13 protein-coding genes are annotated in these 23,186 nt (G+C 72.3%); 9 read left to right on the top strand and 4 right to left on the bottom strand.

Annotation, left to right across the window (positions count from 1 at the left end; translation table 11 throughout):
• Window positions 1–127 precede the first annotated feature (127 nt).
• Together ACZ63F_RS29270 and ACZ63F_RS29265 are read left to right on the top strand one after the other, a co-directional pair.
• Entirely contained in the window at window positions 128–1,699 is a 1,572-nt protein-coding gene (locus tag ACZ63F_RS29270; RefSeq protein ID WP_469715296.1) for a PucR family transcriptional regulator, read from the top strand.
• Window positions 1,700–2,299: 600 nt separating this feature from the next.
• A complete protein-coding gene (locus ACZ63F_RS29265; protein ID WP_469715294.1) occupies window positions 2,300–3,748 on the top strand; it encodes an aldehyde dehydrogenase family protein in 1,449 nt (482 codons plus the stop codon).
• Window positions 3,749–3,903: 155 nt separating this feature from the next.
• Here ACZ63F_RS29265 and ACZ63F_RS29260 read toward each other — a convergent pair whose 3' ends face one another.
• Window positions 3,904–6,747: a glycoside hydrolase family 3 C-terminal domain-containing protein gene (locus ACZ63F_RS29260; protein WP_469715293.1), complete on the bottom strand. Its 2,844-nt coding sequence runs from the start codon at window positions 6,745–6,747 to the stop codon at window positions 3,904–3,906.
• Between the two features lie 393 nt (window positions 6,748–7,140).
• Between ACZ63F_RS29260 and ACZ63F_RS29255 the strand changes: the two genes are divergently transcribed.
• The 7 genes from ACZ63F_RS29255 (at window position 7,141) to ACZ63F_RS29225 (ending at window position 18,411) form a co-directional block, all read left to right on the top strand.
• The gene (locus tag ACZ63F_RS29255; RefSeq protein WP_469715291.1) at window positions 7,141–8,832 is read left to right on the top strand and encodes an extracellular solute-binding protein; all 1,692 of its coding nucleotides are present in this window, start codon (window positions 7,141–7,143) and stop codon (window positions 8,830–8,832) included.
• Between the two features lie 27 nt (window positions 8,833–8,859).
• A complete protein-coding gene (locus tag ACZ63F_RS29250; RefSeq protein ID WP_469715288.1) occupies window positions 8,860–9,900 on the top strand; it encodes an ABC transporter permease in 1,041 nt (346 codons plus the stop codon).
• Entirely contained in the window at window positions 9,897–10,841 is a 945-nt protein-coding gene (locus ACZ63F_RS29245) for a carbohydrate ABC transporter permease (protein WP_469715286.1), read from the top strand. The genes ACZ63F_RS29250 and ACZ63F_RS29245 overlap by 4 nt, the downstream gene beginning before the upstream one ends.
• Window positions 10,842–11,195: 354 nt before the next feature.
• Complete coding sequence (locus ACZ63F_RS29240) at window positions 11,196–13,391, top strand: 1,4-beta-glucanase (protein WP_469715284.1); 2,196 nt, start codon at window positions 11,196–11,198, stop codon at window positions 13,389–13,391.
• Complete coding sequence (locus ACZ63F_RS29235) at window positions 13,388–15,436, top strand: beta-galactosidase (RefSeq protein ID WP_469715281.1); 2,049 nt, start codon at window positions 13,388–13,390, stop codon at window positions 15,434–15,436. Before ACZ63F_RS29240 ends, ACZ63F_RS29235 begins: the two co-directional genes overlap by 4 nt.
• On the top strand, window positions 15,433–17,661 hold the full coding sequence (locus ACZ63F_RS29230) for a glycosyl hydrolase family 95 catalytic domain-containing protein (RefSeq protein ID WP_469715279.1): 2,229 nt from the start codon (window positions 15,433–15,435) through the stop codon (window positions 17,659–17,661). The genes ACZ63F_RS29235 and ACZ63F_RS29230 overlap by 4 nt, the downstream gene beginning before the upstream one ends.
• A 36-nt stretch (window positions 17,662–17,697) precedes the next feature.
• Window positions 17,698–18,411 (top strand): glycoside hydrolase family 12 protein, encoded by a 714-nt coding sequence (locus tag ACZ63F_RS29225; RefSeq protein ID WP_469715276.1) that lies wholly within the window; start codon window positions 17,698–17,700, stop codon window positions 18,409–18,411.
• Between the two features lie 43 nt (window positions 18,412–18,454).
• Here ACZ63F_RS29225 and ACZ63F_RS29220 read toward each other — a convergent pair whose 3' ends face one another.
• From ACZ63F_RS29220 to ACZ63F_RS29210, 3 genes are all read right to left on the bottom strand, one after another.
• Complete coding sequence (locus tag ACZ63F_RS29220; RefSeq protein ID WP_469715274.1) at window positions 18,455–19,642, bottom strand: sulfotransferase family protein; 1,188 nt, start codon at window positions 19,640–19,642, stop codon at window positions 18,455–18,457.
• 126 nt (window positions 19,643–19,768) lie between these two features.
• Window positions 19,769–21,823: a glycoside hydrolase family 31 protein gene (locus ACZ63F_RS29215; RefSeq protein WP_469715271.1), complete on the bottom strand. Its 2,055-nt coding sequence runs from the start codon at window positions 21,821–21,823 to the stop codon at window positions 19,769–19,771.
• Between the two features lie 66 nt (window positions 21,824–21,889).
• Entirely contained in the window at window positions 21,890–22,903 is a 1,014-nt protein-coding gene (locus ACZ63F_RS29210) for a LacI family DNA-binding transcriptional regulator (protein ID WP_469715269.1), read from the bottom strand.
• Window positions 22,904–23,186: the final 283 nt, after the last annotated feature.

The raw sequence follows: 23,186 nt of genomic DNA, 5'->3' as shown, positions 1-23,186 counted from the left end.
CGCGACCGTACAGTGAGGCAGAATCGACAGAGGCCGTTCATACGGCACGGCCAAAGACCACTGGCCTCACTCACGACGCTCACGGCGCTCACGACGCCTTCGACCCAAGAGAAGATCTGACGGCCTGATGCCACCGACGCTCGCCTCGCTCGTCCACCACTCCGCGCTCAAACTGACCGTGCGCGCGGGCGAGGACCGCCTCGACGTGCCCGTGCGCTGGGCCCACGTCAGTGAACTCGCCGACCCGGTGCCCTACATGGAGGGCGGGGAACTGCTCCTGATCACCGCGCTGAAGCTGGACGCGGAGAATCCGGAGGCGATGCGGAAGTACGTGAAACGGCTGGTCGGAGCCGGGGTGGTGGGCCTCGGTTTCGCCGTCGGGGTCAACTACGACGAGATCCCCGAGGCCCTGGTCGACGCGGCGGAACACGAGGGCCTGCCCCTGTTGGAGGTGCCGCGCCGCACCCCCTTCCTCGCGATCAGCAAGGCGGTCTCGGCGGCGATAGCGGCCGACCAGTACCGCGCGGTGACGGCGGGCTTCGCCGCCCAGCGTGAACTGACCAGGCAGGCGCTGAACGCCGGCCCGGAGGGCCTGCTCGCCGCGCTCGCCGCGCAGGTGGACGGCTGGGCGGCGCTGTACGACGCGTCCGGCGCGGTCGTCGCAACGGCACCGGAGTGGGCGGGGCGCCGGGCGGCGCGCCTGACGGCGGAGGTGGAACGCCTGCGGGAACGCCCGGCACCGGCGTCCTCGGTGGTCGGCGGCCCCGACAACGAGGACCGGGTGGAACTGCACTCCCTCGGTACCGGCCGCCGTCCGCGGGCGGCCCTGGCGGTCGGCACGGCCTCGGCGCTCGGCACGGCCGAGCGCTACGCCGTCCACTCCGCGATCGCCCTGCTCACCCTCACGACGGAACGCTCCCGCTCGCTGCACGCGGCCGAGCAGCGGGTCGGGGCGGCGGTGCTGCGCATGCTGCTGGCCGGGCAGCCGGACCACGCCCGCGGGGTCGCCGGGGACCTGTACGGCGGGCTGCTCGACGCCCCCTTCCGGATGATCGTCGCGGACGCGGGCGGCGGCGAGGTGCTGGCCGGTCTCACCGAGGCGGTGGAGTCGGCGGCGGCCCGTGCCGGGGAGGCGGTGCTGCTGGTGCCCGAGGGGGAGCGGCTGGTGGTGCTGGCCGCGGACCGGGGCGCGGCGGTGGCGGCGTGCGTGGAGTACGCGGCGGCACGGGAGGCGGCGCGGGCGGTGCCGGCGGAGCAGGGCGGCGGCGAGGACGACGAACTGGTGGTGGGCCTCTCCGCGCCGTCCGGGCCGATCGCCGCGGCGGCCGCGTACAAGCAGGCCGAACAGGCGCTGTCCGTGGCCCGGCGCAGGGGCCGGGTCCTGGTCGAGCACGACCAGCTGGCGTCGGGATCGGTCCTTCCGCTCCTCGCCGACGACGCGGTGAAGGCGTTCGCCGACGGTCTGCTCAGGGCGCTGTACGAGCACGACGCGACCGGCCGGGGTGACCTGGTCGCCTCCCTCCGGGCCTGGCTCTCCCGGCACGGCCAGTGGGACGCGGCGGCGGCGGACCTGGGCGTCCACCGGCACACCCTCCGCTACCGGATGCGCAGGGTGGAGGAGATCCTGGGCCGCTCCCTGGACGACCCGGACGTCCGGATGGAACTGTGGCTGGCCTTGAAGGCGACGTCGGGGGAGTAGCCGGGTACTTCCCCGCCCGCCCGCCCGCGCCCGCCCACCCACCCGACCCGCCCGCCCGCCGAAACCGCACCGTCCCGGCACCCGCCGAGGACCCCCAGACCGGCTGCCGTCCGCGGCCCGGTGGGGGCCGGCCGCGCAGTTCCCCGCGCCCCTGGGTTTCTCACCAAGCCCGGCGCTGAGAACGGGAGCCCGGCCTGTGACGACGGGCCCGCCCCCCACTTTTTCCAGCCCGTCCGCCGTCTGAGGACGACGCCCGCACCCCCACTATTCAGCCCGTCCGGCGTTTGAGGACGACGCCCGCACCCCCACTGTCCAGCCCGTCCGGCGTTTGAGGACGAGGCCGTCAGGCCGATGCGGGGGTCCGGGGGCGGCAGCCCCCGGGACGGGCGGTCGAAGGGGGCCCACCCCCTGGAGGACGGGACGGGTAGGGGCGGCGGGGGCGAGGAAAAAGCGGCCTGCCCCCCGCACCGTGCCAATCCGGCGCACCCCCCACCCCCACCACTACACCCCGGACAAACGCACCCTCGGCCCCACCGACCTACCGTGGAGCCGAACACCCTGCACACACCCACCCCCAACGCGGAAGGGCCGGGACTCGCAATGACCGCCACCCACGCCTTCTGGCTCGCCGGCCGCCAGGCCACCGGCGAGGACACCTTCGACGTCACCAACCCGTGGGACGCCCGTCTCGTCGGCAAGGTCAGCGTGCCCACCGACGCCCAGGTCGAGGAAGCCGTCGCCGCCGCGTACGCCGTGCGGGACGAGTTCGCCGCCACCCCCGCCCACGTACGCGCCGCCGCCCTCGACCACGTCAGCCGCCGCCTGGCCGAGCGCACCGAGGAGATAGCCCAGCTGATCTCCGCCGAGAACGGCAAGCCGATCAAGTGGGCCCGGGGCGAGGTCGGCCGCGCCGTGTCCGTGTTCCGGTTCGCCGCCGAGGAAGCCCGCCGCTTCAACAGCGGCGAGGCCCAGCGGCTGGACACCGACCTCGGGGGCCAGGGCCGCCTCGCGCTGACCCGCCGCTTCCCGAAGGGCGTCGTGCTCGGCATCGCGCCGTTCAACTTCCCCCTCAACCTGTGCGCCCACAAGATCGCCCCGGCGATCGCGGCCGGCGCGCCGATCATCCTGAAGCCGGCCCCGGCCACCCCCCTCTCCGGCCTGATCATCGGTGACCTGCTCGCCGAGACGACCGGTCTCCCGGCCGGTTCCTGGTCGATCCTCCCGGTCGCCAACGACAAGATGGCCGCCCTCGTCCAGGACGAGCGCCTCCCGGTCATCTCCTTCACCGGTTCCGAGAAGGTCGGCTACTCGATCATGGACTCGGTGCCCCGTAAGCACTGCACCCTGGAGCTCGGCGGCAACGGCGCGGCCGTCGTCCTCGGCGACTACGCGAGCGACGCCGACCTCGACTGGGCCGCCACCCGCATCGCGACCTTCTCCAACTACCAGGGCGGCCAGTCCTGCATCTCGGTGCAGCGGGTCATCGCCGACGCCGCCGTCTACGACCGGCTCCTGCCGCGCATCGTCGCCGCCGTCGAGGCCCAGGTCACCGGCGACCCCGCCGACGACAACACCGACGTCGGCCCGCTGGTCAGCGAGGCGGCCGCCGAGCGGGTCGAGGCGTGGGTGAAGGAGGCGGTCGAGGCCGGTGCCACCCTGGTCACCGGCGGCGACCGCGACGGCGCCAGCTTCGCGCCGACCGTCCTCACCGACGTGCCGGAGGACACCACCATCTCGTGCGAGGAGATCTTCGGTCCCGTCCTCACGGTGCAGAAGGTGCACGGCGAGGCCGAGGCGTTCGCCGCCGTCAACGCCTCCAAGTACGGCCTCCAGGCGGGCGTGTTCACCCACGACCTGCAGGGCGCCTTCCGTGCCCACCGGGCCCTCGAGGTCGGCGGCGTCGTCATCGGCGACGTCCCCTCCTACCGCGCCGACCAGATGCCGTACGGCGGCGTGAAGCAGTCCGGCGTCGGCCGCGAGGGCGTCAAGTTCGCCATGGACGACTACACCTACGAGCGCGTCCTGGTGCTCACGGGCCTCGCCCTCTGACCTGCCACGGACGGGCCGGAGAGCGACGGAACGGCCGCAGCCCGCTGTGCGGGGGCTGCGGCCGTTCTCCGTTCGACGGGAGCTGTTTCATGCAGGGGCCCGGCGCCGGTGCCTTCCGGTGCCGGGCCCCTGTCCGTGTCGGCCGTTCCGGACCCTCAACCGGAGAAGCCGACGTGCGCGAGCCGTAGGGGGCCGCGCAGTTCGAGGTGGAGGTCGTGCACGTCGTCGGCGGTGAGGGGGGCCGTGAGGGAGGTGTAGGTGTAGGCGTCGCGGGTCGGCTCGTCGAGGGTGAGTGCGGCCAGGGGCGGGGCGCCGTCGAGGGAGAGTTCCAGGGTGCCCCGGCCCGCGACCGTGACCGTGACCTCCGTCGAGCCGGTGCCGAAGTCGCAGTTTCGGTAGACGAGGTGGCCCGTGCCGCCGTCCGCCGGGGTGACCGCGTCGCCCGCCGTCCGGGTGCGGTCCACGATCGCGACGCCCGACTGCTCGTCGAAGTCCGCCGGTTCCAGACCCGACGCGGAGGTGACGGGCCGCGGTGCCGCGGGCTCGCCGTCGAGGACCACCGTCGTACGGAGGCGGATGTCGGTGCTGGACGCGCCGGCGAGGAGGTCGTACGGGCCCGGTTCGCGGCGCCGGCCGCCTCGTGCCACGTCCCAGAACCCGAAGGCGGAGAGCGGGACTTCGAAGGTCAGCAGGGTTCGTTCGCCGGGTGCCAGGGTGAGCCGGCGGTGGGCCAGGAGTTCGCGGCGCGGGCGGACCGCCGACGGCTCGGCGGCCCGGGTGTAGAGCTGGGCCACCTCGTCCGCCGGCACGTCGCCCGTGTTGGCGACCGTGAAGGAGACCCGGAGCGTCCCCTCCGCGACCTCGGTCGCCAGGTCCGCGTAGCGGAAGGACGCGTAGGACAGGCCGTGGCCGAAGGGGAACAGCGGGGTGCCCTCGAAGTAGAGGTAGGTCTGGCGGGCGCCGAGCACGTCGTAGTCGAGCAGGCCGGGAAGGTCGGCGTCGCAGGCGTACCAGGTCTGCGGGAGGCGGCCCGCGGGGGAGACGTCGCCGGCCAGGACACGGGCGAGCGCGGTGCCGGCCGCCTGGCCGCCGTGGGCCGTCCAGAGCACGGCGGGCAGCCGGGCCACGTCCACCGCGTACGGGTAGGACGACACCAGCGCCAGCACCGTGTGCGGGTTCGCGGCACGGGCGGCCCGCAGCAGGCGCTCCTGGTGCGGGGGCAGGGCCAGGGTCGTACGGTCCTCGGTCTCGCGGCCGTTGATGTGCGGGTCGTTGCCCGCGACCACCAGGACCGCGTCGGCCGCGGCGGCCACCCTGGCGACGGCGTCCGTACCCCGTTCGACGATGATCAATTCGAGGATCGAGGGGTTTTCGGCGGCAACCTGCACGCCGTCGGCGGCGACAGAGACGTGGCGACCCGTGCCGAGGTGCCGGAGGAGGTGACCGTTCTCGTGGGGTTCCAGGCGGAACGTCTCCTGGACGACCCAGCCGCCGGGCTGGTCCGCGGCGGCGCGGACGAAGCCGTCCTCGGCGACGGAGAGGTAGCGGCCGTCCGGGGCGCGGAGGGTGAGGACGCCCTCGCCCCAGTCGGCCAGGGCGAACTCGGTGCCGGTGGCGTCGGTGGTCAGCGGCGGGAGGTCGGTGCGGCCCGCGAGCAGTGCCGGGTCCAGGGCGCCGGCCGCGCCGCGTGCCTCGTCGGCGGCCGCGGGGGCGGGCGGCACGTGCAGGAAGGCGCCGTCCGCGAGCCGGAGCCGGACCCGGTCGACCCCCTCCGCGAACTCCACGCGCTCCGCGCCGAACCGCTCGTACAGGCCCTCCAGCGGAGTGGAGCGGTGGATCAGGGTGCCGCTGTACCAGTCGAGTTTGCACTCGTCGGCGAGGAGACCGACCACGGCGATCCGGGCGTCGGGTGCGAGCGGCAGCAGGTCGCCGTCGTTCTTCAGCAGGACCACCGCCTGCTCGGCCGCCTCTTGGGCGAGGGCGCGGTGGGCCGGGGTGTCGAACTCGGCGGTCCCCGCGTGCGGATCGTCGTGCGGGTCGAACTCACCGAGGCGGAAGCGGACCGAGAGGTGGCGGCGGACCGCCGTGTCGATGTCCTTCTCCGTCAGCAGCCCCTGGGCGAGGGCCCCGTCGACCCGGGCGATGATCTGCGAGCTGTCCGTGCCATGGTCGGTGAAGCTGTCGACGCCGGCGAGCAGGGCGGCCGCGGTCGCCTCCTCGTGCGTGGCGAAGTAGTGCTCGTGGTCGACCAGGTTGCTGGGCGCGCCGGCGTCGGAGCAGACCAGCAGCTCCTCCTCCGTCCAGGTGCGCAACTGCTCGCGCAGGTACGGGGAGACGTGGTTGGGGCGGCCGTTGACCAGGTTGTACGCGGGCATCACGCCGGCCACCGCGCCCGCCTCCACGGTCTCCCTGAAGGCCCGCAGGTCGTACTCGTGCAGCACCCGGGGGCGGACCGAGGAGGACGAGATGGCCCGGTCCGTCTCGTTGTTGTGGGCCAGCCAGTGCTTGAGGACGGGCGCGGTGCGCCAGTACACGGGGTGGTCGCCGCGCAGACCGCGGGTGTAGGCCGTGGCGATGGCGGAGGTCAGCTTCGGGTCCTCGGAGTAGCCCTCCTCGTTGCGCCCCCAGAGCGGGTGGCGCAGCAGGTTCACCGTCGGCGCCCAGACGTTGAGGCCGACCCGGTCGTCACGGGCGCGCATCGCCCGGACCTCCTTGGACACGGCCTCCCCGACCCGCCGGACGAGATCGGTGTTCCAGCTCGCGCCCAGGCCCACCGCCTGCGGGAACACCGTCGCCGGACCCATCCAGGCCACCCCGTGCAGGGCCTCCTGGCCGGTGCGGAAGGCGGCGATGCCGAGGCGTTCCACGGCGGGCGCGAACTGGTGGAGGAAGGAGACCTTCTCGTCCAGGGTGAGCCGGGCCAGCAGATCGTCGATGCGCTTCGCGAACGGCAGGCGAGGATCACGGAAAGGCGGCGTGGGCGGCGGGTGAGCGGTCACGTGCGGTTCCCCTTGCGCTGGAGCGACGCGGAGCTTTCGAAGCGCTTCGATGCTCATTCGACGCACCGCCGGGTGTCAAGAGACGCTCACCGAAAATTCAAGTGGCACATAAGGAGCGGTCATCCCCAAGACCTCGGGGGAATCTTGGGAGCGGCCCTTGTGCACCCCCGGGTGTTCACTTAACCTCGCAGCAACATCGAAGCGCTTCGACTAGCCGACCGTCCCGCCCGTCGACCAGCCGACTGGCGGCCACCGGCTGGCCGACCGGCCCCGTCCGCCCCAGGGACGCACGACCGTGGTCGGAGGATCGCTTCGGCTCAGCCAGTTCCACTCGAGACACCGCAGCCGACGGCCACCGCCGGGTGTCCTGGTGCGCCACGAAGGGTTGACGCAATGACGCCGAACGCCGCTTCCGCCCCCTCCGGGCCGAGCCGGAGAAGTTTCCTCGCCTCCACGGCAGTCGCCACCGCAGCGGTGGCGGGCGGGATGCCGCTGCTCGCCGCCTGCGGGGCGTCGGACAGCGGGTCGGGAGGGGGCTCCTCGTCGGGCAAGGGCGCGCAGAAGCTGCTGCCGGCCTACGTCGCCAACAACGTGGTGACCCCGGACATCCCGTCGAAGAACGGCTCGTCGATCGGCTTCACCAGCAAGCTCGACCTGGCGACCCTGAAGACCTCGGTGCCGAAGAAGCTCGGCAAGGGCGGCAAGGTCACCGTCATGTCGCCGTTCTGGGGCTCCCCGCCCAAGCAGGACAACCCCTACTACCACGCGATGAACGACATGATCGGCGTCGACGTCGAGTGGCAGAACCAGGACGGCAACACCTACGACCAGAAACTCGGCGCGGTCCTCGCCTCCAGCGACGTACCGGACGTCGTCGTCATCCCGAACTGGAACATGGGCGGCAAGATACCCACCGCCATCATCAGCAAGTTCGCCGACCTCGGCCCGTACCTGTCGGGCGACAAGGTCAAGGACTACCCGAACCTCGCCGCCATCCCGACCGATGCCTGGCGGCGCTGCATCTTCGGCGGGAAGCTGCGCGGTCTGCCGATGCCGGCCTCGTACGTCACCAACATCGTGCCCCTCTACCGCAAGGACATCTTCGACAAGGAGGGCTACGAGGTCCCGCGCTCGGCGGCCGAGTTCCTGTCCCTCGCCAAGGAGATCACCAACGCCAAGGCCAAGCGCTGGGCCTGCCTGGACATGAAGTGGACCGCCTGGCAGATGTTCAGCGTGCTGTCCGGCAGCGAGAAGCCGCTCGGCTGGAACCTCGTCGACGGCAAGCTGGTCAACCGCATCGAGACCGACGAGTACCTCGAAGCGCTGGAGTGGACCCGCAAGCTCTTCGCCGCCGGGGTCGTCCACCCCGACGCCAAGCTCGGCAAGAACGCCCCCGACCCGGGCCCCAAGTTCGCGGCCGGCGAGTTCCTCATCTACCCCAACGACATCAGCCAGTGGTGGAGCCGCACCGCCGAACAGGCCACCCAGAACCCGGACTTCAAGATCTGGGGCATGGACGTCTACGGCCACGACGGCGGCAACCCGCAGGTCTGGGCCGAACAGCCGGCCGGCATCTTCGCCTTCGTCAACAAGAAGGCCCCCGCGTCCGTGATCCACGACGTGCTGGCCGTCGCCAACACCACCGCCGCGCCGTACGGCACCAAGGAGTACATGGCCACCAACTACGGCGTCGAGGGCACCCACTACACCGTCAAGGACGGCGTGCCCACCAAGACCACCCGCGGCAACAACGAGGTCATCAACGCCTACGTCATGATCGCGAGCCCCGCGGCCACCATCGCCCACCCGGACTTCCCCGACGTCGCCAAGGCGCAGGTCGAGTGGCAGCAGCGGATGGGCTCCTTCACCAGGAAGTCCAGCTTCTTCGGCCAGATGATCACCGAGCCGTCCCGCTACACCAACCTCATGGACGACTTCGAGACGCTGGAGGACGACATCACCCGCGGCCGCAAGAAGATCAGCGACATGCAGCAGGCCGTCGCCGAGTGGAAGAGCAAGGGCGGCGACAAGCTGCGCGACTGGTACCAGAAGCTGCTCGACGACAACGGCTCCGCGGCGAGCTGACCGGCACCGAGGCAAGGGAGAACGGCCGTGTCCCACAGCACGGTGCCTCGCAGCAGGGCCGAGGCAGACGACGACGGTACGGGGCGGACCCCGGTGGCACCCGGGGGCGCCACCGCAACCCCCGAGAAGGCGAACGCCGGGAAGCTCGGCCTGCGCCTCAGGTTCAGACGCGACCGCGCCCTGATCCTGATGACCCTGCCCGCGGTCCTGCTGCTCCTGGTCTTCAACTACCTGCCGATCCTCGGCAACATCGTCGCCTTCCAGGACTACGACCCGTACGTCAGCGACAACGGCGTCGTCTCCATGCTGCACAGCGCGTGGGTGGGCCTGGAGAACTTCCAGCAGATCTTCGCCGACTCCGCCTTCTGGAACGCGGTGAAGAACACCCTGGTGCTGTTCTTCCTGCAGCTCGTACTGTTCTTCCCGATCCCGATCGCCCTCGCACTGCTCATCAACAGCGTGGTCCGGCCGCGGGTACGGGCGATCGCCCAGGCGGTGCTGTACCTCCCGCACTTCTTCTCCTGGGTGCTGGTCATCTCCGTCTTCCAGCAGATCTTCGGCGGCGCGGGCGTGCTCTCGCAGCTGCTGCGGCAGCACGGCTACGACGGCCTGGACATCATGACCGACCCGTCGACCTTCAAGTTCCTGGTCACCGCGGAGAGCGTCTGGAAGGACGCGGGCTGGGGGATCATCGTCTTCCTGGCGGCGCTGGCGTCCGTGAGCCCGGACCTCTACGAGGCCGCCGCGATGGACGGTGCGGGCCGCCTGCGCCGCACCTGGCACGTCACGCTCCCCGCCCTGCGCCCCGTCATCGCACTCCTGCTGGTCCTGCGGGTCGGTGACGCGCTGACGGTCGGCTTCGAGCAGATCCTCCTGCAACGCGACGCCGTGGGACCGGGGGCCTCGGAGGTCCTCGACACCTTCGTGTGGTGGAACGGCGTCCGCAACCAGGACTTCGGCTACGCGGCCGCCGCGGGCCTCATCAAGGGCGTGGTCAGCCTCGGACTGGTCCTCGCCGCCAACAAGGTGGCCCATCTCATGGGCGAGCAGGGGGTGTACAAGAAATGACCGCCGTCGCCGACAAGCCTCCCGTCCGGGAACGGCCGCCGTCCCGGTGGGCCGCGCCGCCCCGCCCGGTCTGGGAGGAGGAGCCGAGCAGGGCCGGTGTCGCCGGCAAGGGCCTGGTCCTGACCCTGGCCTGCCTCGCCGTCCTTTTCCCGCTCTGGATCGTGGTCGTCACCAGCCTGTCCTCCCGGAAGACCATCGACGAGGCGGGCGGCCTCGTGATGATCCCCAAGGGCATCACCTTCGTCGCCTACCGGGAACTGCTGAGCGGCGGCCAGGTCACCCGGGCCACGGTCATCTCCGTCCTGATCACCCTCGTCGGCACGCTGTTCTCGATGACCGTGTCGGTCCTGTGCGCCTATGGCCTGTCGCGCATCGGCTCGCTCGGCCACCGCTGGTTCCTGATGCTGCTGCTGGCGACGATGTTCTTCAGCGCCGGCCTGATCCCCACCTATCTGCTGGTGCAGTCCCTGGGTCTCACCGACAGCTACCTCGCGCTGATCCTCCCGAGCGCGGTGAGCGTCTTCAACATCCTCGTCCTGCGCGGGTTCTTCATGGGCATCTCGCAGGAACTGACCGACAGCGCGCGCATCGACGGCGCCGGCGACTTCCGGATCCTGTGGCAGATCGTGATGCCGCTGTCCCGGGCGGTGCTGGCCGTCATCACCCTGTTCTACGCGGTCGGGTACTGGAGCGCCTGGTTCAACGCGTCCCTGTACCTCAACGACCAGGACAAGATGCCGCTGCAGAACGTCATGATCCAGCTGGTCCAGAAGCAGCAGGCCCCGGTGGGCCTGGGACAGGCGATCAAGACGGGCGAACTGTCCGGACTCGCCGTGCAGATGGCGGTGATGGTGATGGCACTGCTGCCGGTCGCGGTCCTGTCTCCGTTCGTCCAGAAGCACTTCAAGAAGGGGATGCTGACGGGGGCGGTGAAGGGGTAGCCGACTTCGCCTTCTGAAGGGGGTGGCGGGGAGCGCCGGCGACTGCGGGTGCGTCGTGGCCGATCGCGCAGTTCCTCCTCCAGCCTTCGGCCGGGGGCACCCCCAGCGCCCCTTACGGGGCGCTGCCCAACCGTGTCCCACACAGCCGGGCGCTCGCACCATCTCCCGGCCGTGGGCTCGCACCATCCCGCAGCCGCAGCCGCAGCCGCGTGCCGCTTCTCAGCTGCGGGCAGTCGTGCCGCTGGGGCGGCACGGGTGGGCGCAGCGGCACTCGGCAAGCTCCGGGAAGCGTCCCCACCCCCCGGCCCCAGCCCCGGACCACCCACCCAACCCACGCTCACCGAAGGTTTCCCCATGCCCACCCTGAGCCGCAGAACCGTTCTCGCCGGTACGGCAGCAACAACCGCCCTCACCGCTCTCCCGACGCTCACCGCCACCGCCCAGGCGGCCGAGCCCCAGCCGCAGGCCTACCGCTGGCGCAACGCGGTCATCGGCGGCACCGGATTCGTCACCGGCGTCCTCTTCCACCCCACCACCCCCGGCCTCGCCTACGCCCGCACCGACATCGGCGGCGCCTACCGCTGGGACGCCCGCACCGCCCGCTGGACCCCCCTCACCGACCACCTCGGCTGGGACGACTGGAACCTCCTCGGCGTGGAGGCGATGGCCATCGACCCTGCCCACCCCGACCGGCTCTACCTCGCCCTCGGCACCTACGCCCAGTCCTGGGCCGGCAACGGCGCGGTCCTGCGCTCGGACGACCGCGGCACCACCTGGGCCCGCACCGACCTCGCCGTGAAACTCGGCGCCAACGAGGACGGCCGGGGCATGGGCGAACGCCTCCTCGTCGACCCGCGGGACAGCGACACGCTCTGGCTGGGGACGAGACACGACGGGCTGCTCAAGTCGACGGACCGGGGCGCGTCCTGGGCGCAGGACGACGGCTTCCCCGCCACTCCCTCCGCCTCCGGTCAGGGCGTGAGTCTCCTCGTCGCCGCGGGCCGTGCCGTCTACGCGGGCTGGGCGGACGGCGACGGCAGCGCGGCCGCCGTCAGTCTGTACCGCACCACCGACGGGGCCACGTGGAAGGCGGTACCCGGCAGGCCCACCGGCACCTCCGCCAGGATCCCGGTCCGCGCCGCCTACGACCGCCACGCCCGCGAGCTGTACGTGACGTACGCCGACGCCCCCGGCCCCAACGGCCAGGCGGACGGCAGCGTGCACAAGCTCGCCACCGGCACCGGCAAGTGGACCGAGGTCACGCCCGTCGCACCCGGCGGCGGCGACACGTTCGGCTACGGCGGGGTCGCCGTCGACGCCCGTCGGCCCGGCACCGTCGTCGTCTCGACGAACAACCGGTGGACGGCCGTGGACACCCTCTACCGGACCACCGACGGCGGCCGTACCTGGACGTCCCTCAAGGAATCAGCCGTCTTCGACGTGTCCGAGACTCCTTTCCTGAAGTGGGGAGGCGCCGAGCCCAAGTTCGGGTGGTGGATCCAGGCCGTCGCCGTCGACCCGTACGACTCGGAGCACGTCGTCTACGGCACCGGCGCCACCCTCTACGGCAGCCGCGACCTCGTCCACTGGGCCCCGCAGGTCCGCGGCCTGGAGGAGACGTCGGTGCTTCAGCTGGTGTCGCCCCCGGTCGGGGAGGCACACCTGCTGAGCGGCTCGGGGGACATCGGCGTCCTGTACCACGAGCGGCTCACCGCGTCCCCGTCCCGCGGTATGGCCACGAACCCCGTGTTCGGGTCGGCGACGGGGCTCGCGCAGGCCGCGGGCAGGCCGGCGTACGTGGTCCGGGCCGGCTGGGGCGACAACGGCAACGGCGCCTTCTCGGACGACGGGGGCCGGACCTGGGCGCCCTTCGCCGCGCAGCCCTCCCTCGCCCACGACGCACCGGGGCCGATCGCCGCCAACGCCGACGGCAGCGTGCTGCTGTGGTCCTTCGTGCACTGGGACGGGACCAAGTACCCCGCCCACCGGTCGGACGACAACGGCGCCACCTGGACCGAGATCTCCTCCTTCCCGAAGGGCGCCACGCCGGTCGCCGACCCGGCCGACCCGACGCTCTTCTACGCGTACGACACCGACACAGGAACGCTACAAGCCAGCACTGACAGTGGCCTTTCGTTCACGGCGCGTGCCACTGGGCTGCCCTCCGGGGACAGTCAGTTCCAGCTGGTCGCGGCGCCCGGCAGGTCCGGCGACCTGTGGCTCGGCGTCAAGTGGAACGGGCTGTACCGGTCCATCGACGGGGGTGCCACCTTCGCCAAGGTGGCCAGCTGCCGGGCCGCGTACACCCTCGGCTTCGGGAAGGCCGCCGACGGGGCCGGCTACCCGGCGATCTACCTGGTCGGCTCCACGGAGTCCAGCACGGCCGTCCACCGCTCCGACGACGAGGCCGGGTCCTGGGTCCGCATCAACGACGATCGGCACCAGTGGGGCTGGACCGGGCAGGCCGTCACCGGCGACCCGCGCGTCTACGGCCGGGTCTACCTGGCCACCAACGGGCGCGGCATCCAGTACGGGGACCCCGTCCGATGACCGCCGGACGGAAGCCGTTGCCCCCCGAACGGAAGCCGTTGACCACCGGACGGGAGCCGTTGACCACCGGACGGAAGCCGCCGGGCCTCTGTGACGCCACCCGCGGCCGCATCCTCTTCGGCGGCGACTACAACCCCGAGCAGTGGCCCGAGGAGACCTGGCAGGAGGACGTCCGCCTGATGACGGCGGCCGGCGTCAACTCCGTGACCATGGGCGTCTTCTCCTGGGCACGGCTCGAACCGCGGCCGGGGGAGCGGGACTTCGGCTGGCTGGACCGGCTCATGGACCTGATGCACGACCACGGCATCGGCGTCGTCCTCGCCACCCCCACCGCGTCGCCGCCGCCGTGGCTGGGCCGGCTGCACCCGGAGACCCTGCCCCGGGACGCCGACGGCCGCACCGAGTGGTGGGGCGGCCGCCAGCACTTCTCGCACTCCAGCGCCGCCTACCGCCGGTACGCAGCCGCCATCACGGAGGACCTCGCCGCCCGCTACGGCGGCCACCCCGCCCTCACGATGTGGCACATCAACAACGAGTACTGCACCTTCGACCATGGCGACGAGGCCGCCGCCGCCTTCCGCCGCTGGCTGCGCGCACGCTACGGCACCCTCGACGCCCTCAACACCGCATGGGGCACGGCGTTCTGGAGCCAGGGCTACGACACCTGGGAAGGCATCCTCCCCCCGCGCCACGCCCACTACCTGAAGAACCCCACCCAGGTGCTGGACTTCCGCCGCTTCACCTCCGACATGCTCCTGGAGTGCTACCGGGCCGAACGGGACATCGTCGCCCGGCACACCCCGCACATCCCGGTGACCACCAACTTCATGCCGCTCTGGACCGGCCAGGACGCCTGGCGCTGGGCGGACGAGGAGGACGTCGTCTCCGTCGACCTCTACCCGGACCCGCGCGACCCGCTCGGCGCACAGCACGGCGCGCTCGTGCACGACCTCACCCGCTCCCAGGCGCGCGGTCCCTGGATGCTCATGGAGCAGGCCGCCGGGCCGGTCAACTGGCGCGGGGTGAACCACCCCAAGCCCCGCGGCCTCAACCGCCAGTGGTCCCTGCAGGCCGTGGCCCGCGGCGCGGACGCCGTCTGCTACTTCCAGTGGCGGCAGTCGAGACAGGGCGCCGAGAAGTTCCACTCAGGGATGGTCAGCCACGCGGGTGCGGAGGGCCGCACGTTCCAGGAGGTCAAGCAGCTCGGCGCCGAGCTGTCCGCGATCGCCGACGAGGTGACCGGACGTCACCTGCACGCCGACATCGCGATCCTTCACGACTGGCACTCCTGGTGGGCCGGCGCCCACGAGGGCCGGCTCTCCGCCGAGGTGGACCTCCCCGACGTCCTGCACGCCTGGCACCGGGCCCTGTGGGAGTCGAACCTCACCACCGACTTCGCCCACCCCGAACACGACCTGTCCTCCTACCGGCTGGTCGTCGTCCCGCAGCTCTACCTCCTCTCCGACACCGCGATCGGCAATCTCCTTGCCTACGTCCGCGGCGGCGGCACCCTGGTCAGCGGCTTCCTGACCGGCGTCGCCGACGAGGACGACCGGATCCGCCCCGGCGGCATGGACGCCCGGCTGCGCGAGCTCTTCGGCATCCGCACCCTGCACGAGTGGTGGCCGCTGGACGCGGGGGAGACCGTCGCGTGCGAGGGCTTCCGGGGGACCCTGTGGTCGGAGGAGATCGAGGCCGTGCCCGGAGTCTCCGAAACCGTGCCGTACCGGGGCGGTGAACTCGACGGGCTGCCGGCCGTGCTGCGCAACGGGCGCGCCTGGTACGTCTCCACACTCCCGGAGCCGGAGGCGCTGCGCGGGCTGCTCGGCCGGATCGCGGCGGACGCCGGGGTGCGCCCCGTGCTCGACGGACTGCCCGCGGGCGTGGAGGCGGTCCGCCGGGGTGAGCTGGTGTTCCTTTTCAACCACGGGCGTGAGGAGGCGAAGATCTCCCTCATGGGAACACATCGAGACCTGCTGACCGGTACGACCGTCACCGGCGAGACCGTCCTCGGCCGCTACGGAGTGGCGGTGCTCAAGCCATGACCGCCGCCGGCGCGGACACCCGCGTCAACACCGCCACCGGGCCCGTCCACGGCACCTGGGAGCCCGCACCCGCCGCCCGCTGGGAGGACGCCTTCCTGAGCGGCAACGGCCGCCACGGCGCCCTCGTGTTCGGCGATCCGAACGACGACCGTGTCATCGTCACCCATCACACCCTCGTCCGCCCGAACGGCGGCGAACACGCCCGCCCACCCCGCCTGGCGGCCGAACTCGCCGCCGTGCAGGACAGGCTGCTCGCGGGGGAGAAGGCCGCCGCGGAGAGCTTCACCGACGGCCGTCCGCTCCAGTGGGTGCAGCCCTTCCACCCCGCCTTCCAGATCCGGCTGCGCAGGCCGCACGGCCGGTCCGACGGCTACCGCCGCTCCGTCGACTTCACCACCGGCGAGGTCACCGCCACCGCGGCCGACTGGACCATCCGGGTCTTCGTCTCCCGCGCGGACGACGTGATCGTGCAGCAGGTCACCGGCGCCGCCGCCCTCGACATCGCCCTCGACCACCGGCTCCCCGGCGCCCCGGCCGGCCTGGGCGTCGGGCACGGCGCGCTGCGCACGGCCGAGGGTGCCCTGCTCAGCCTCCGCGCCCGCTACCCCGGCAGCGACCGTGCCTACACGGGCGTCACCCTGGCCGCCGTCACCGGCGGCAGCACCGCACTCGTCCCGCCGGGCGTCCGCGTCACCGGCGCCGCGTCCGTCCTGCTCCTCACCCGGGTCCGCCGCCACACCGGCGACCTCGACGTGACCGCCGAGGCCCGCGCACTGAGCGACCTGCTCGCCGACCAGGAGTCGTACGACGCGCTGCTCGCCCGCCACCTCGGCCCGCACCGCACCGCCTACGCCCGCGTCACCCTCGACCTGGCCGCCGACCCGGCCGAACGCGCGCTGCCAGGGTCCGAGCTGCTCACGAAGCCGGCCGAAGCGGCCCTCCTGGAGCGCCTCTTCGCCGCAGGCCGCTACCACCTGCTCTCCGCGTCCGGCCTCAACCCGCCCCGCCTGACCGGCCTGTGGACCGGCGACTGGGACACGGCCTGGTCGGGGGCGTTCACCAACGACGCCAACGTCAACCTCCAGACGGCCTCGGCGGCGGCGGCCGCCCTGCCCGAAGTCACACAGGCCTGCGCCGCACTGGTCCAGCGCCAGCTCGGCGACTGGCGGGAGAACGCCCGCGCGGTCTTCGGCGCCCGGGGCGCGGTGGCGCCCGCGCACAGCGACGGCGAGTCCGGTCTTGCCTACCATTTCAGCCGCGAATACCCCCTGCACCTGTGGACGGCCGGCGCGGACTGGCTGCTCAAGCCGCTCGTCGACCACGACGAGATCCGCGGCGGGCGCGATCCCCGGACGGCGGCGGCGCTGGCCGAAGTCGCCCGGTTCTACGAGGACTTCCTCACCCGGACCGACGCCGACGGCCACCTCGTGATCGTCCCCTCCTACTCGCCCGAGAACCGGCCCGCGAACGCGAGCTGGGGCGCGGTCAACGCGGCGATGGACCTGTCCGCCGCCCGGCACGCCCTGCGCACCGCGGCCGACTACCACCCGGGCCCGGACGCCGACCGCTGGCGCGCCCTCGCCGACCGGCTGCCCCCGCACCGGACCAACGCCGACGGCGCGCTGGCCGAATGGGCCTGGCCCGGTCTCGAGGACACCTACGACCACCGCCACCTCAGCCACCTCTACGGCGTCTGGCCGCTCGACGAGATCACCCCCTACGACACCCCGGAGCTCGCGGCCGCCGCCCACCGCGCCCTCGAACTGCGCGGCGCCGAGAACGACTCGGCGCACGGCCACCTCCACCACGCGCTCGTCGCGGCCCGCCTGCGCGACGGCGAGCGGGTCGGCGCCGCCCTCGGCCGGGTCCTGGCCGGCGACTTCTTCCACGCGTCCCTGATGAGCGCCCACTACCCGCACCGCGACGTCTACAACGCCGACGCCGCGCACACCCTGCCCGCCGTGCTCGTCGAGGCCCTCGTCCAGTCGACGCCGGACCGGCTCGTCCTGCTTCCCGCGCCCCCGGCGGCCCTGCGCCAGGGCTGCCTGAGCGGCATCCGGACCCGCTTCGGCGCCGAACTGGACCTCTCCTGGACCCCCGTCGGCGCGCGGGCCGTCCTGAAGCCGCACCGGACGCTCCGCGTCGACCTGTGGACTTCCTCCGGCCGTCGGCCGCTCGACCTCGTCGCCGGAGAAGACCACGTCCTCACCCTGGGGACGTGGTAGCCACCCGCACCTCCCCCCACCCATGGAAGGGACACCATGGCACCACGTACGCTCGGCAGGGCCGTCACCGCCCTGATCGCCCCCGCGCTCGCCCTCGGCGCCACCGTCGGCCTCGCCACGGCCCCCGCCTCGGCCGCCGTCTGGAGCTCCTGCGACCAGTGGGGCACCACCACGCTGAACGGCTACACCCTCTACAACAACATCTGGGGCTCCGGCGCCGGCGCCCAGTGCATCTGGGCCAACTCCGGCACCAACTGGGGTGTCAACGCCAACCACCCCAACACCGGCGGCATCAAGTCCTACCCCAACGCCAAGAAGGTGATCAACAAGACGATCACCTCTCTCGGGTCGCTCACCAGCAGCTACAACGTGACCGTCCCGTCGTCCGGCGCGTACAACACGTCGTACGACATCTGGGACACCGGCTACGCCAACGAGATCATGCTCTGGGTCAACAAGACCGGCGCCGTCGGCCCGCTCGGCACCTCGCAGGGCACACTCACGCTGGGCGGCAGCACCTGGACCGTCTACAAGGGCAACAACGGCTCGAACAACGTCTATTCGTTCGTCCGCAACTCCAACTCCACCTCCGGCACGGTCGACATCCTGCCGATCCTGAAGTGGATCAAGGACACCAAGGGCTGGTTCGGCAACGTCACCATCGGTGACGTGCAGTTCGGCTTCGAGATCACGTCCTCGTCCGGCGGGCTGGACTTCACCGTCAACAGCGAGAGCGTCAGCAGCAGCTGAGCCACGGGCGGCCCCGCCGCCGGCGGGGCCGCCCCGTGCGCCCTCACGCCCGGTCGGCCTCGGCGCGCAGCGCGTTGTAGTCCGCGAAGGCGGTGTCGACGTCCGCGCGGGTCAGGCCGTAGCGGGCCAGGTCGTAGCTGTGCACGCGGGTCCCCCTGGGGCGCGCGGCGACGGCCGGGAGGCGAGCCGCGTCGGCCTCGGTCCAGCGCGCGCCGACGGCCGCGTAGAGCTTCGGGGCGCCCGCGGCCGGGTCGGCGCCCAGCCAGGAGTACGGCACGTCGACGAGGGACTCGCGGGGGATGCCGGCGCGGGCGGCGAGCCCGCGGCGGGCCGAGCGGGCCAGCAGTTCCAGCCAGGTGGCGCCGATCCAGTGCAGGTCGAGGGGGCGGGTGTTCACCGCCATGCCGTGCTCGACCAGGCTGCAGAAGGAGGCCACGGCGGTGGCCGGATCGCGGTGCGTCCACACGATCGTGGCGTCCGGGAAGACCGTCCGCAGCGCGTCCAGGTTCTCCAGGTGCAGCGGCGACTTCAGCACCCAGCGGCGGCGCGGGCGGCCGTACTGGAGGACCTGGTAGATCTGCTTGAGGTAGCGGTAGTCGGCGCCGAAGTCACGCGTCTCGTGCCAGGGCAGGTACTCGGGGATCACCGCCTGGGACAGCGGCATCACCGTGTGCGGCAGCGCGAAGGTGCACTCCTCCGGGCCCTCGGGGCGCAGGTTGTGGATGTGCCGGAAGCCCGGGGCGAAGAGGTTGATGCCGTCGACCAGGCGACGGGCGGTCGTGATCGCCCTCTCGTGTTGCGCGGGGTCGTCGTCCAGGCCGGGGGTCAGCAACTCCCACAGCAGCGGGCAGCGGTGCTCCGCGGACAGGGAGAGGATGCCGTGGGTGAGCGTGGTGGCGGTGCGGGGCAGGCCCACCACGAACACCGGGCGCTCGACGGGCTCCCGCTCGATCTCGGGGTGCGCGGCGAGCAGCCGGCGGATCCGGGCGCGGTTGGCCAGGTGCCGGCCGACGTGCCCGCGCGCGGACAGCCAGCCGACCGGGGTCAGACGGTCGGCTGCCGCCCAACATCGCAGCAGGTGGCGGAAGTCGGCGGTGAAGTTTTCGTCGCCCTCCGCGGGCCCGGCCGCCGCCAGCAGCCGGTCGAAGGCCCGGTCGGGAGCGCGACGGCCCCGGAAGCCGGGGCGCAGCAGCAGGTTGGTGAGCGTGAGGGGGAGCGGGTCCAAGGCCACGGCAGCGGAACCCTTCGTGGGGGGACAGTCGGCGGGGATACTGACTACCCTCTCCAACTGCCCATCCGCACGGCCGAGTTGAGACATTAACCGGCCGGTAACGAAGGGCGTCGCGATCCGGCCGGACTACTCCGTGACCGGGAGGTGTGCCCCGTCGCGCAGGAACAGCGGGATACGGTCCAGCGGCGCGTCCACCGTCACCGCCGTACCGCCCTCGTACGGCTCGCCCGTCCACGCGTCCGTCCACCGGGCGCCCGCCGGGAGATACGTCGTGCGGACCGTGGCGCCCGCCGTCAGCACCGGCGCCACCAGCAGGTCGCGCCCGAAGAGGTACGCGTCGTCCACCGTCCAGGCCGCCTGGTCCCCGGGGAACTCCAGGAACAGCGGCCGCAGCACCGGCAGCCCCTCCTCGTGGGCCTCCCGCATGACCCGCAGGACGTACGGCTTCAGACGCTCGCGCAGCCGCAGGTACTTCTCCAGGATCGCGCCCGCCTCCGGGCCGTAGGACCAGACCTCGTTCGGGCCGCCGGTCATGTCCGGGCCCAGCGGCATGCCCGGGTCGCGGAAGCCGTGCAGGCGCATCAGCGGGGAGAGCGCGCCGAACTGGAACCAGCGGACCATCACCTCGCGGTACGCCGGGTCGTCCGGGTCGCCGCCGTGGAAGCCGCCGATGTCGGTGTTCCACCAGGGGATCCCGGAGAGCGCGGTGTTGAGGCCGGCCGCGATCTGGTGGCGCAGCGTCGTGAAGTCGGTGCCGATGTCGCCGGACCACAGCGCGGCCCCGTACCGCTGACTGCCCGCCCACGCCGAACGGTTGAGGGTGACGACCTCCTCGCCCTCGGCCCGCAGCCCCTCGTAGAAGGTCCGGGAGTTCTCGGCGGGGTAGCTGTTGCCGACCTCGAGGCCCGGGCCCGCCCAGTAGCGCAGGTTCTCCTGGAAGCCCGGCTTCAGCTCGGGCTCGCAGGCGTCCAGCCAGAACGCCGTGATGCCGTAGGGGTCCAGGTAGTTCTCCTTGACCCTCGACCACACGAAGTCCCGGGCCTCCGGGTTGGTGGCGTCGTAGAAGGCGACCTGGACGGTCGACGCCACCTCCTTGTCCGGCCAGTCGGCGTGGGCCGTCGGGCCGTACTGGGTGCCGATGAAGTAGCCGCGCTGCTCCATCACCGGGTGGTTCTCGCTCAGCGGGGACACCGACGGCCAGACGCTCACCACCAGCTTGATGCCGAGCGCGTCGAGTTCGCGGACCATCGCGGCGGGGTCCGGCCACTCCTTGAGGTCGAACTTCCACTCGCCGAGGTGGGTCCAGTGGAAGAAGTCGCAGACGATCGCGGAGATGGGCAGTCCGCGGCGCTTGTACTCCCGGGCCACGGCGAGGAGTTCGTCCTGGGTGCGGTAGCGCAGCTTGCACTGCCAGAAGCCCGCCGCCCACTCCGGCAGCATCGGCGAACGGCCGGTCACCGCGCTGTAGGTGCGCTGCCCGTCGGCCGGGGTGCCGACGGTGATCCAGTAGTCGAGCTGGCGGGCCGAGTCGGCCACCCAGCGGGTGCCGTTGCCGGCCAGTTCCACGCGGCCGATCGCCGGGTTGTTCCAGAGCAGGGTGTAGCCGCGGCTGGAGACCAGCACCGGGATCGAGACCTCGGCGTTGCGCTGGACCAGGTCCAGGACCAGGCCCTTCTGGTCCAGGCGCCCGTGCTGGTGCTGGCCCAGGCCGAACAGCTTCTCGCCCTCGTAGGCGGCGAACCGCTGCTCCAGGCGGTGGTGGCCGTTGCCGACCGCGGTGTAGAGGCGGGAGCCGGGCCACCAGAAGTGGGCGCGCTCCTCGGCCAGTACCTCCGAGTGGTCGTCGCTGCGCAGGAAGCGGACCAGGCCCTCGGCGGACACCTCGACGGTCAGTGCGCCGACCGTCAACTGCCCCTCCCCGTCGCTGATCTTGACGGCCGAACCGGTGGCGGGGGGCGCGTCGAGCAGGGCGCCGGGCAGTCCTTCGAGGACCGGCCCGCCGAGCCGGGCGCGCACCCGGACCGCGTCCGGCCCCCACGGCTCGATGCGCAGCGTCTCCTGACGGCCGCTCCACTCCAGGGCACCGTCCCGCTCCCGGAACGTGCCGACGGTGGGGGAGGACTGCGCGAGGCTGACCTTGGGCTGGTCGTCCGCGGACTGGATTCGGGCAGACTGATTCATGTCACGTGCTCCTGAAGGAGTGCAGACAGAGGGGTGCCCCCGCAAGGGCGGGGCACTGCAAAGGGGTCAGGACCCGGCCGGGGCCGGTCCCGTGCTCGCCCGTACCGTCAACTCGGGTGCGATCAGCACGACTTCTTCGCTGCCCCGGCCGTCGAGCTTGGCGACCAGGTGCTCCACGGCGTACCGGCCCATCTCCTGGGCGGGGATGGCGACCGAGGTCAGCCGGACCGAGGCCTGGACGGCGACCTGGTCCGGGCAGATCGCGACCACGGACACGTCCTCCGGCACGGCCCGGCCCTGCTGGCGCAGCAGCGCGAGCAGCGGCTCCACCGCGGACTCGTTCTGGACGACCAGGCCCGTGGTGCCCGGGCGCTCGTCGAAGATCCGGGCCAGCGTGGCGGCCATCGCGTCGTACCCGCCCTCGCACGGCCGGTGCAGCACCCTCAGGCCCAGCTCCCGGGCCCGGGACCGCAGTCCGTCCAGGGTGCGCTCGGCGAAGCCGGTGTGCCGTTCGTAGACGGCCGGGGCCTCGCCGATGACAGCGATGTCACGGTGACCGAGCTTCGCGAGGTGCTCCACGCACAGCGCGCCGGTCGCCCCGAAGTCGAGATCGACACAGGTCAGCCCGGAGGTGGAGGCGGGCAGGCCGATGAGCACGGAGGGCCGGTCGGTCTGCCGCAGCAGCGGCAGCCGCTCGTCCTCCAGCTCCACGTCCATCAGGATCATGGCGTCGGCGAGCCCGCTGCCGGTGACCCGGCGCACCGCGTCCGGACCCTCCTCGCCGGTGAGCAGCAGGACGTCGTAGCCGTGCGCGCGGGCCGTGGTGGCCACCGCGATCGCGATCTCCATCATCACCGGCACGTACATGTCCGTACGCAGCGGGATCATCAGCGCGATGATGTTCGACCGGCTGCTGGCCAGGGCGCGGGCGCCCGCGTTCGGGTGGTAGCCCAGCTCGCGGATGCTCTGCTCGACCCGCTGCCGGGTGATGGCGGAGATGGACCGCTTGCCGCTGAGGACATAGCTCACCGTGCTCGCCGAGACTCCGGCGTGCTGGGCGACCTCGGCGAGGGTGACCATCCAGCTCTCCAAGGTTTGTGAAGCGCTTCGACAGCGCGCATTGCTGACGGGTGGCGAGTGAGGGTGGTTCGACAGTAGCTTCAGTGCGGGTGGGTGTCCATAGGTTGTCGAAGCGCTTCGACAGCGATTTGCCCGGGCGGCTCGGCAGCCTTTCGAGGGGTGGCGGCCACGAACGGGTCGGCGGAGACGCTGCTCGCCGCCCCGGTCGCGCTCACCCCGCCGCGGGCGTCACGGTGGCGCAGGCCGGTGGCCCGAGCGCGAGTGCACCGCCTTCGACGCCGTC

It is taken from the genome of Streptomyces sp. NPDC104761, from assembly GCF_055583445.1.
This window is presented reverse-complemented; position numbering and strand designations above follow the sequence as displayed.

Coding starts and splice junctions, on each gene's coding strand:
- ACZ63F_RS29270 (WP_469715296.1), top strand. CDS start 128: ATGCCACCGACGCTCGCCTCGCTCGTCCACCACTCCGCGCTCAAACTG.
- ACZ63F_RS29265 (WP_469715294.1), top strand. CDS start 2,300: ATGACCGCCACCCACGCCTTCTGGCTCGCCGGCCGCCAGGCCACCGGC.
- ACZ63F_RS29255 (WP_469715291.1), top strand. CDS start 7,141: ATGACGCCGAACGCCGCTTCCGCCCCCTCCGGGCCGAGCCGGAGAAGT.
- ACZ63F_RS29245 (WP_469715286.1), top strand. CDS start 9,897: ATGACCGCCGTCGCCGACAAGCCTCCCGTCCGGGAACGGCCGCCGTCC.
- ACZ63F_RS29240 (WP_469715284.1), top strand. CDS start 11,196: ATGCCCACCCTGAGCCGCAGAACCGTTCTCGCCGGTACGGCAGCAACA.
- ACZ63F_RS29235 (WP_469715281.1), top strand. CDS start 13,388: ATGACCGCCGGACGGAAGCCGTTGCCCCCCGAACGGAAGCCGTTGACC.
- ACZ63F_RS29230 (WP_469715279.1), top strand. CDS start 15,433: ATGACCGCCGCCGGCGCGGACACCCGCGTCAACACCGCCACCGGGCCC.
- ACZ63F_RS29225 (WP_469715276.1), top strand. CDS start 17,698: ATGGCACCACGTACGCTCGGCAGGGCCGTCACCGCCCTGATCGCCCCC.
- ACZ63F_RS29215 (WP_469715271.1), bottom strand. CDS start 21,823: ATGAATCAGTCTGCCCGAATCCAGTCCGCGGACGACCAGCCCAAGGTC.
- ACZ63F_RS29210 (WP_469715269.1), bottom strand. CDS start 22,903: ATGGTCACCCTCGCCGAGGTCGCCCAGCACGCCGGAGTCTCGGCGAGC.